The sequence below is a fragment of the Rheinheimera baltica DSM 14885 genome, from assembly GCF_000425345.1.
GTDB classification, from domain to species: domain Bacteria; phylum Pseudomonadota; class Gammaproteobacteria; order Enterobacterales; family Alteromonadaceae; genus Alishewanella; species Alishewanella baltica.
In genome coordinates this window covers 51,768-60,506 of sequence record NZ_AUDG01000021.1, presented here as the reverse complement: position 1 = coordinate 60,506, position 8,739 = coordinate 51,768, and the positions used below count along the sequence as shown (strand labels likewise).

The following is an 8,739-nucleotide window of genomic DNA, read 5'->3' as shown; positions in this document are numbered from 1 at the left end:
TTGGAACAATTAAGATGTGGATGGGGGCGACTCACTTGCTCACACGAAGATTTAAAAACGTCAGCACGGAAATCAGTTTGCATGTGCTGGCTTATAACCTCAAAAGAATGATGTCTATCTGGGGTACTGAAGGATTAGCCATTAAACTGCAAGAGCATTGCGGCTAGCGGCTGTAGTCGCTTTAGCTCCTGATACCACACCAATAGCGCTCAATATCGGACTTAATGAGCCTCCGAACCGCACTGAATGAAAACTAAAACGCACACAGATAACTTCAGCGAGGCACTAACAGTGCATACTGGCCAACCGCTGAAAGAGCGGAAAATATGAGTTTTTACACAGCCTGAGCGCGAAAATGTTCAATAAAGGCCAACGTACTTTGCAGGTTTATAATGGCAACACTTTCGGTTATTTCAAAGCAAATACGTTCAAAAGGGATCTGATACTGTTCAAACAGCAGTTGTGTATCCTGTTTGAAGGTTGGGTCGAGCAATGAACTTCCTGATAAATTAATATTACATAAATACAGTTGACTAAGATGTTTTGGCTGCTGCTGCAACCAGCGGAAATAGTGCTTAATTACCCAGCGGTCTATTTGCGGCATTAAGCCATAGCGCTCAGCCGAGTTCAAAAAGCTTCCTGGTGTCACTAGGCTGTCGTCTTCAGCCCGCAAGCGTAAGAGCAATTCATAGTGCAAGCCGTTGTCTTGTGGCCCTAATGCTTTAATGGGTTGTTGAAAAAGTACGAAACGGTCTTCTTGTACTGCCCGGCTTAACTGTTTGACCCACTGCACTTCTGCCTGATGATGTTGCGTATCAAGATCATTAGCATCAAACAGCTGTATGCGGTTATGGCCCTTTTGCTTAGCAATGTCGCAAGCAGCATCTGCTTTTTTCAGCACACTGTCCGCAATGCTATCATCTTGCTGGATCTCGGCAATACCAATACAAATGCTGATGGTGTAGACACTATCTTGCCAAATAAAACGCATTTCTCGAATAGCATCCAGCATGCGGTACGCCAACGAAAAAGCTTCGTTCGCATTTTTGCCAGCAAGTAAAACACCAAATTCGTCACTATCAAGTCGGGCCAGCGGGCCATTATGGTGAACTGTGCGTTTTAATACGTCGCTAAGTTGTTTAAGTAGCGTATCACCAGCACAGTGGCTACAACTATTATTGATCAGCTTAAATTGATCTACATCGATATACATTACGCAGCCTTTATCAGAGCCGCTTTGGTCACATAAGCTTTGTAATTGCTGCTCAAAGTAATAGCGATTGTATAATGAGGTGAGTGTGTCATGGTTCGCCAGATAGGCAAGTTGTTCATATGCCAGTTTTTGTTCAGTAATATCGATTACTGAACCATGAACGAAGGCAGTTTTTTGGGCGTTGGAGGCAGAAAGGCGCACAGACATTAACGCCCAAAATGCGCTGTTGTCACCCCGTAAACCTTGGATCTCAAAGTTCTTTTTACTGCCAAGCTCTAACTGTTTCAGCATATGTTGACGTTCACTGGGAACGGCATAAAACCTGGACATCCCTGTTCCTGCAATGGCCTGTTTCAGCTCAGGCAGACTGTTATAGCCAAGAATATCCAGCAGGGCTTGATTTGCGTTTAACAGCGCTCCATCCAATGTTGTGGTAAACATACCCTCAACGGCATTGTTAAAGATATCGCGATAGTGCGCCAGTTCAGTGTTATCTGATTCCGGCAATACGGTTTGAATTTGAAATTTATGCAAGTTAAAACTGGTGAGGGCCAGGCACAGCAGCACCAACGAAAACAGAATAAAAGACCAGTCAAAATTGGCGTGTAAGTAGCCAGCCTGATTCAGAGTTATTAGCAGCGCGCTGATAAAGGTAAATACACAAGCCCAGATAAAACTTTTCGCTTTTTCTTGCCCGCGCAAACTAAGCCGGATTGCCAATAGTAGATTATTACTTAGTACCCAACTAGCAGCAAAAAGTAATAGAAATAATCGGGATTGACCACTGGTAAACAATGGGCTAAATAACAGTGCTAATGCAATAGCAGTACTGATGTAATGGCATAAGTGCCACCAAAAACCTGAGATGGTGCGCACAGCGTAGCGAACAAACATATTCAAACACAACAAGTTAAAGCCGGCTGCAATATAAAGTATCGCTTGGTTGATCTCGGGGTAGCCCGGCCACAGTAATTTAAACGCCATACCATTTAAGATTGCAATTACCAGTGCGAAGCTAACAAAGAAACCCGCATAATACAGGTAATATTTCGCTTTACTTTGCTGAAGTAAGATCAGGTTGTACAGCGCAAGTAACAATAAAAAACCTTGTAGCAGACCATCTAGCATGGCTTGCTGTTGTTTAGTCGCCGTAAAGCTTTCGACGTCCCATATTAGTAGCTCACTGGGGATAACTGCAGCGTCCTGAATTTTGATAAAAATATCGGTTTCTTCTGCCGGGGCAAGGTTGATATTTACGGCAAAACTGCGATAAGGCAATGCGCGCTCACTGAACGGATAATCGTTGCCGGTGCGACTTAGAAGCGTGATATCTTGATTGTGACGATCTACCTGATAAATTTCAATCTTATCAGCAAGTGGAAAATCATATTCTAAAATTGCCTGTAAGGTGCGAGTATTGCTGTTGCGTAGCCTGGCAAACAGCCATACGGCTTCGCTTTCATTAAATATAAGACGTTTAGTTGATGGGAGCAGGCTGAAACTGTGGTGATAAACCGGATCAGACAATAAATCATCTAGTGTGATTTGTTGGGGGGAAATCTGATAATACACCAGTGGCAACGTTTGCCGGCCATTAAGCTGGCGTTGCAATGTATTAGTCTCGGCATGAAAAGCATGAACGCCAGCGCTGAAGAGCCACAGCAGCAACAATATCCCATGCACGGCGGTTCTCACGTTGTAAACTCCCTTTACCGATAAACGATGTTAATGATTTGCGGCGTAAACAGTAACATAGAGAGAGTAAAGGTGTCAGCAGAAAAAGGCTTTTAGCTATTCTGGGCTAAAAGCCGTGACATAGCCGTATACATGGCTTGAGCATTCAGTGACTTAGGTTATAACTTAAGCAGATAACTAATAATGGGAGACAATCAACATGTTAAAAGGAATATTCATATTGGGGTTGCTGGTAATGACGTCGGTTGTTAATGCTGCAGATATTGAGGCGGGAAAAGCCAAGGCAGCGGTGTGCGCCGCCTGTCATGGCGCTAATGGTATTTCTATCATTCCTGATTACCCTAATTTAGCCGGACAAAAGGTGAGATATCTGCAAATGTCGATTAAAGCTTATCGTGATGGTGAGCGAAAAAACGCGATAATGTCGCCAATGGCGGCCGGTTTAACCGATGCCGATGTTGCTAATATTGCGGCCTATTTTGCCAGTTTACCTGCAGGGGGTTGAGACTCATCTGCGAGATAGTTACAAATTTCGTCAATAAAGTCGGCACCGTAGCGGGCCAATTTAGTTTGCCCTACGCCTGAAATAGCCAGCAAACTGCGATTATCAGTGGGTAGCTGCTGGCTCATCTCTATTAGGCTGGCGTCACTAAAAATAACAAAAGGCGGTACATCGTCACGCTGTGCAATGGATTTTCGTAACGCTTTTAACCGGGCAAACAGCGGACGGTCATATTGTTGTTTACTCAGTCGCTCCGGTTCACGTTTTGCGCTTTGTAAGCGCGGTACCGCCAGAGATAATCGGGTTTCGCCGCGCAACACTGTGCGCGCCGCCGGTTTTAGCTTAAGTACGGAGTGGGCCGTAATGTCTTGTTGCAGCAAACCAAAATGAATAAGTTGCCGCAAAATGCTAAGCCAATAATCGTGGCTTACCGCTTTTCCAATGCCCCAGGTTGATAATTTATCATGCCCTAACTCAGTAATTTTTTGCGTTTGCCCGCCCCGCAATACATCAATAACATGATGCATACCAAAACTTTGGCCTACGCGGTAAACACAGGAAAGGGCTTTTTGTGCAAGCTCGGTGCCATCAAACTGTTGGGGTGGTTGCAAGCACGTATCGCAGTTGCCACAGGGTGTTTGGCGTGCTTCACCAAAATAATTTAACAGTACCAGGCGACGGCATGTTTGTGCTTCTGCAAAAGCGGCCATGGCCAAAAATCTCTGCCAACTGACCTCCGCACGTTGTGCATTTTCTTCTGCGTCCAACCAGCGTTTCATCCGCCCAATATCGGCCGGATCAAACAACATCATGGCTTCAGCCGCCACGCCATCCCGACCCGCGCGGCCCGTTTCCTGATAATAGGCTTCTATAGTGCGCGGTAATTCAAAATGCACGACAAAACGAATGTTCGATTTGTTGACTCCCATACCAAAGGCAACAGTTGCCACAATTAATTGGTAGTCATCGCGTTTAAACGCGTCTTGTACGTTGTTGCGTTCATCGCTAGTCATGCCGGCATGATAGGCTGCGGCATTAAACCCGCGCTGTTTGAGCTGCTCTGTAAGTTCATCTACTTTGCGCCTTGATGCGCAATAAACAATACCACTGCTGCCTTCTTGCTGCTGCAGGTAACCGACCAGCTGTTCAACCGGGCGGAATTTTTCTTGTACCGTGTAGCGAATGTTGGGCCTGTCAAAGCTACCCAGGTGCACTAAAGGATGCTGCAGGTTGAGTTGTTGCAGAATGTCTTGCCGGGTAGCAGAATCTGCCGTTGCAGTGAGTGCCATCACCGGAACGGTCGGAAAGCGCTGTTTTAATAACGCCAGTGCCATATAATCCGGGCGAAAATCATGCCCCCATTGTGAGATACAATGCGCTTCATCAATTGCAAACAGGCTTACGCCAACGTCTTGTATGCGCTCTAAAAACTGCGGTTGTAACAGACGCTCTGGGGCAACATAGAGCAGTTTAAGCTCGCCCCTTCTCAGCCGCGCAAACACGTGCATGACCTGCTCCCGCGTTAGGCTACTGTTGACAAACTCTGCCGCAATGCCGTTGGCTTGCAGTGCATCGACCTGATCTTTCATTAGCGACATTAGCGGTGACACCACCACTGTTACCTGTGGCAACATTAAGGCGGGCAGCTGATAACACAGCGATTTACCGCCTCCGGTTGGCATAAGTACAAAGCTGTCCTGACCTTGTAATGCTGCATGGATAACATCTAGCTGACCATCGCGGAATTCACTGTATCCAAAGGCTTGTTTTAACAGCGGTAGCAGATCGTGTGTCACTTAAAACCTGTTGATAGCAAAAGTAAGACGCTATTCTAAAGCTAAACCGGAATGACAGAAACAATAAATTACCCACAAAACTTGCCAGAGTAGTTAGCTACGGTAGACTACAGCATAACGCTTATAAGGTCTTACCAGTGAGAATGTGATGCAAAACAATCCATTACTACCCATGCTCAGCCAGATTTTTGATCAAATGCCATTCAATAAGGTGTTAGGGTTAACCGTTACTCGTTTTGCAGAAGAGGGCGTAGAGGTGTGTTTTGGTTGGTCAGAACAGTTGGTGGGCAACCCTGTGCAGAAAATCCTGCACGGCGGTGTTATTGCGTCTGTATTGGATGTTGCCGGTGGCATTATGGCAATAGCGACGGCGCTAGAACGACTTAATGATGTTGAACCTGCCGAGCTGGTTGAAAGGCTAGGTAAAATGAGCACTATTGATATTCGTACGGATTACTTGCGCCCAGGCAGAGGAGTGATGTTTACGGCAACCGCGCGCGTAATCAGAGCCGGTAATAAAGTGGCAGTGTGCAGAATGGAGTTACACAATGAGCAGGGTGTGCATATTGCGCTGGGTACCGGTACCTATTTAGTTGGCTGACCGTTTTTTACCGGTAAGTGTCCTGCCGCTGTGCTGTTAATAAGCGTATAATGCCGGCTTAATCAGCGGAGCGGGCCTGCATGTCTTTAAGTCGTGAACAAAAGCTAGGTGGGATCTTTGCCGCCAGCGCGTATAGTTTGTGGGGATTAGCCCCGCTGTATTTTAAACAAATAGATTTTATACCTGCCACGGAAATTCTGCTGCACCGTATTGTCTGGTCTTTTCTGCTGTTATTGCTTGTGTTAGTTGCGCTTAAGCAAGTGCGCAAGGTTATCGCGCTAATGCGTCAGCCAAAAATATTAGCCTGGTTACTTATATCTGCATTGTTGTTAGGCGGTAACTGGGGCTTGTTTATCTGGGCGGTAAACAGCAACCATATGCTGGATGCCAGCTTGGGTTATTACATTAATCCATTACTAAATGTTTTATTAGGTATGCTTTTTCTGGGTGAGCGGCTTAGAAAGCTGCAATGGGCTGCGGTTGGGCTGGCATGCAGCGGAGTACTTATCCAACTTATTACCTATGGCTCTTTGCCCTGGATAGCGCTTACGCTGGCAGGGTCTTTTGCTATTTACGGTTTAATGCGAAAAAAACTGGCGGTAGATGCAATTACTGGGCTGTTTTATGAGTCACTGTTGCTGTTGCCGCTGGCATTGTGGTTTTGGTGGCATTATGCCGACAGTAGCGCAGCTAATTTACTGCAAAATAGTTGGCAGCTGAATAGTTATTTGGTTGCAGCCAGTTTAGTAACAACAGTCCCCCTTTTGTGTTTTATTGCCGGAGCCAGGCGTTTACAGTTGTCGACCATGGGGTTTTTCCAGTATATCGGTCCTAGTTTTATGTTTGTGTTCGGGGTGTGGTTATACCAAGAACCCTTTGCTGCAGAACGGTTAGTAACATTCGCGCTAATTTGGCTAGCGCTACTGGTATATACCATTGATGCCTGGCACGCTAGTCGTCAGCGCAGGTTACAAACCGGAGTAAGTTAAGGTGTTTGGTATTATGAATGTCGAGGAGATATGTAATGGCTAATATCATAGATTTTATAGCTGTTATCTGGTTTTTTGGGTTGTGGGTCGGCTATACCTTGTTTGCCAAGCATCGGGCAAAATCGGTCAGTTGTCTCTCGTTTGAATTGCGCCGCAAGCGTAACGACTGGATGCAGAACATGTTACTGCGTGACAATAAAATGGCTGATGTGGGGCTTATTTCTACCTTGGAGCGCAATGTAACTTTTTTTGCCTCAAGTACCCTGCTAATCCTCGCTGGTTTACTTACTGCAATGGCGTCTGCAGATAAACTGAGTGTCATGTTAACTAATTTGGTGCCTTGGGCCAGCTATTCAGAGGGCGCAATACAACTAAAACTGTTGCTACTGACTTTTATATTTGTATTTGCTTTCTTTCAGTTTACCTGGTCATTGCGCCAGTATGGCTTTTGCGGCGTGTTAATTGGTGCGGCGCCAGACGGACGGGCAATGGCTGCTGAAGAGCAACAACTGTATGCCAATCGGGCGGCCAAAGTGATTGATCAGGCGGGACACTCGTTTAATTACGGCTTGCGCGCTATTTACTTTTCACTGTCAGCGTTAGCCTGGTTCATTGATCCCATTTTATTCATGGTGGCATCAGTATTGGTTATGTTGGTAATGAAACAACGTGAGTTTCATTCTAAAGTGTTAAAAGCATTAAAAGAATGCTAGTTAAAAATTGCTGGGTTTTGCCGCACAAAACCTGGCTGTTTGCGACCTTGCTTTATGCGGCTGTTGCGCTTAGTTCTGTTTTATTTCAAAGGCTTTTATCACCCGCGATACGCCATCAACATGTCGGGCAATATCGACGGCTTTCGCCGCTTCTTGTGCGGTGACAATACCGAGTAGAAAGACTTCTGCATTTTCTGTGACGACTTTAATATTTAAACCACTTACCTGTTCATCGGCTAACAGCTGACTTTTTACTTTAGTCGATATCCAGCCATCTCGGGTGCGGGTGGTCATTGCGGTATTGTTACCCAATCTAATTTGGTTTTGCACATCACGCACGCCATCAATTCCACTTAGCACCACTTGAGCTTGCTGTCGGGTTTGCTCGCTAGTTGTTTGGCCTGTTAGCAAGATAACACCATTGTAACTGGTTACATTGATGTTGCTGCCTTCGGCTGTTGTTGGGTTATCAGCCAGTGCTCTTTGCGCCTTTAATACCACGTTTTTGTCATCAATTTGGGCACCCAGAGTGCGCCTGTCGTTTGCTGCTGTCATAGCTGTGGCGCCACCGGCTACCACTGCCGCAGCACAACCTTGTAACAATGCCAGCAGTGTGCAGGCGCAAAGCAGCTTTACGGTATTCATAGCTCTCCTTGTTGCGGAAATAGGGTCATATCAATTAGCTCACATAAGCTGTGAAGTAAAAAGGTATAACATTCAAAAATGCGTGCCCGCCGATGAGCCGGCACTTTTAATTCAACGTCTTGTTGGTTTAGTAGCCCAGACAGTTCGCCACTACCATCCACGGTTAACGCAATAACTTTCATGTCGTTGGTTAATGCAGCTTCGACCGCTTTAATTAAACTGGGTTCACTTCCTGTGATGGAAACGACCAACAATACATCATTGCTATTACCGATGGCTTTAATTTGTCGCGCCAGATAATCCAGCTGATGACTGTGCTGCAGGCTGTTGTTATGTTGTTGCAATGCTATAGCCGGCAGGCAGGGGCGTTCTGTTTCAAATTGATCTAACAGAAGCTGAGAGAAATGGCATGCTAATGCATGTGTAGCGCCATCACCACAACAAATGACTTTGCCACCGCTAACCAGGTTATTAACTATAACGAAGGCGGCATTTTCAAGTGGTCCTGACAGGCTTTCTCCGGCTGCGATCATGGTTTGAATATTTTCGCTAAAAAGCTGGCGAATATGTTCTTGCATCAGGTTA

Annotated in this window: 8 protein-coding genes and 1 pseudogene; 5 read left to right on the top strand and 4 right to left on the bottom strand. The window is 45.8% G+C overall.

Translation table 11 applies throughout. The annotated features are described in order from the left end of the window. Positions 1–167, top strand: a pseudogene (locus H595_RS24105) (IS5/IS1182 family transposase); the annotation flags it as partial. A 167-nt stretch (positions 168–334) separates the two neighbouring features. Here H595_RS24105 and H595_RS21935 read toward each other — a convergent pair. Next, positions 335–2,908, bottom strand: a complete 2,574-nt coding sequence (locus H595_RS21935; RefSeq protein ID WP_084153543.1) for a diguanylate cyclase domain-containing protein — start codon at positions 2,906–2,908, stop codon at positions 335–337. Positions 2,909–3,107: 199 nt separating this feature from the next. Between H595_RS21935 and H595_RS0108910 the strand changes: the two genes are divergently transcribed. Further along, entirely contained in the window at positions 3,108–3,413 is a 306-nt protein-coding gene (locus H595_RS0108910; RefSeq protein ID WP_084153542.1) for a c-type cytochrome, read from the top strand. Here H595_RS0108910 and recQ read toward each other — a convergent pair. Beyond that, entirely contained in the window at positions 3,383–5,206 is a 1,824-nt protein-coding gene (recQ, locus tag H595_RS0108905) for a DNA helicase RecQ (RefSeq protein ID WP_027670904.1), read from the bottom strand. The genes H595_RS0108910 and recQ overlap by 31 nt on opposite strands. A gap of 148 nt (positions 5,207–5,354) precedes the next feature. Here recQ and H595_RS0108900 point away from each other — a divergent pair, with 148 nt between their 5' ends. The 3 genes from H595_RS0108900 to H595_RS0108890 all read left to right on the top strand — a co-directional run bounded on the left by H595_RS0108900 (position 5,355) and on the right by H595_RS0108890 (position 7,509). Further along, the gene (locus tag H595_RS0108900) at positions 5,355–5,807 is read left to right on the top strand and encodes a thioesterase family protein (protein WP_027670903.1); all 453 of its coding nucleotides are present in this window, start codon (positions 5,355–5,357) and stop codon (positions 5,805–5,807) included. Between the two features lie 80 nt (positions 5,808–5,887). Further along, complete coding sequence (rarD, locus tag H595_RS0108895; protein WP_027670902.1) at positions 5,888–6,796, top strand: EamA family transporter RarD; 909 nt, start codon at positions 5,888–5,890, stop codon at positions 6,794–6,796. Positions 6,797–6,831: 35 nt separating this feature from the next. Beyond that, a complete protein-coding gene (locus H595_RS0108890) occupies positions 6,832–7,509 on the top strand; it encodes a DUF599 domain-containing protein (protein WP_027670901.1) in 678 nt (225 codons plus the stop codon). A gap of 69 nt (positions 7,510–7,578) precedes the next feature. On the opposite strand, the gene dolP is transcribed toward H595_RS0108890, so the two are convergent. Further along, positions 7,579–8,154, bottom strand: coding sequence for a division/outer membrane stress-associated lipid-binding lipoprotein (dolP, locus tag H595_RS0108885; RefSeq protein WP_027670900.1), 576 nt, complete (start codon positions 8,152–8,154; stop codon positions 7,579–7,581). Beyond that, the gene (locus H595_RS0108880) at positions 8,151–8,732 is read right to left on the bottom strand and encodes an SIS domain-containing protein (RefSeq protein WP_027670899.1); all 582 of its coding nucleotides are present in this window, start codon (positions 8,730–8,732) and stop codon (positions 8,151–8,153) included. The genes dolP and H595_RS0108880 overlap by 4 nt, the downstream gene beginning before the upstream one ends. Positions 8,733–8,739: the final 7 nt, after the last annotated feature.

Excerpts from the sequence above, each read along its gene's own strand:
- rarD (WP_027670902.1), top strand. The coding sequence starts at position 5,888 with ATGTCTTTAAGTCGTGAACAAAAGCTAGGTGGGATCTTTGCCGCCAGC.
- H595_RS0108900 (WP_027670903.1), top strand. The coding sequence starts at position 5,355 with ATGCAAAACAATCCATTACTACCCATGCTCAGCCAGATTTTTGATCAA.
- dolP (WP_027670900.1), bottom strand. The coding sequence starts at position 8,154 with ATGAATACCGTAAAGCTGCTTTGCGCCTGCACACTGCTGGCATTGTTA.
- H595_RS0108890 (WP_027670901.1), top strand. The coding sequence starts at position 6,832 with ATGGCTAATATCATAGATTTTATAGCTGTTATCTGGTTTTTTGGGTTG.
- H595_RS0108910 (WP_084153542.1), top strand. The coding sequence starts at position 3,108 with ATGTTAAAAGGAATATTCATATTGGGGTTGCTGGTAATGACGTCGGTT.
- H595_RS0108880 (WP_027670899.1), bottom strand. The coding sequence starts at position 8,732 with ATGCAAGAACATATTCGCCAGCTTTTTAGCGAAAATATTCAAACCATG.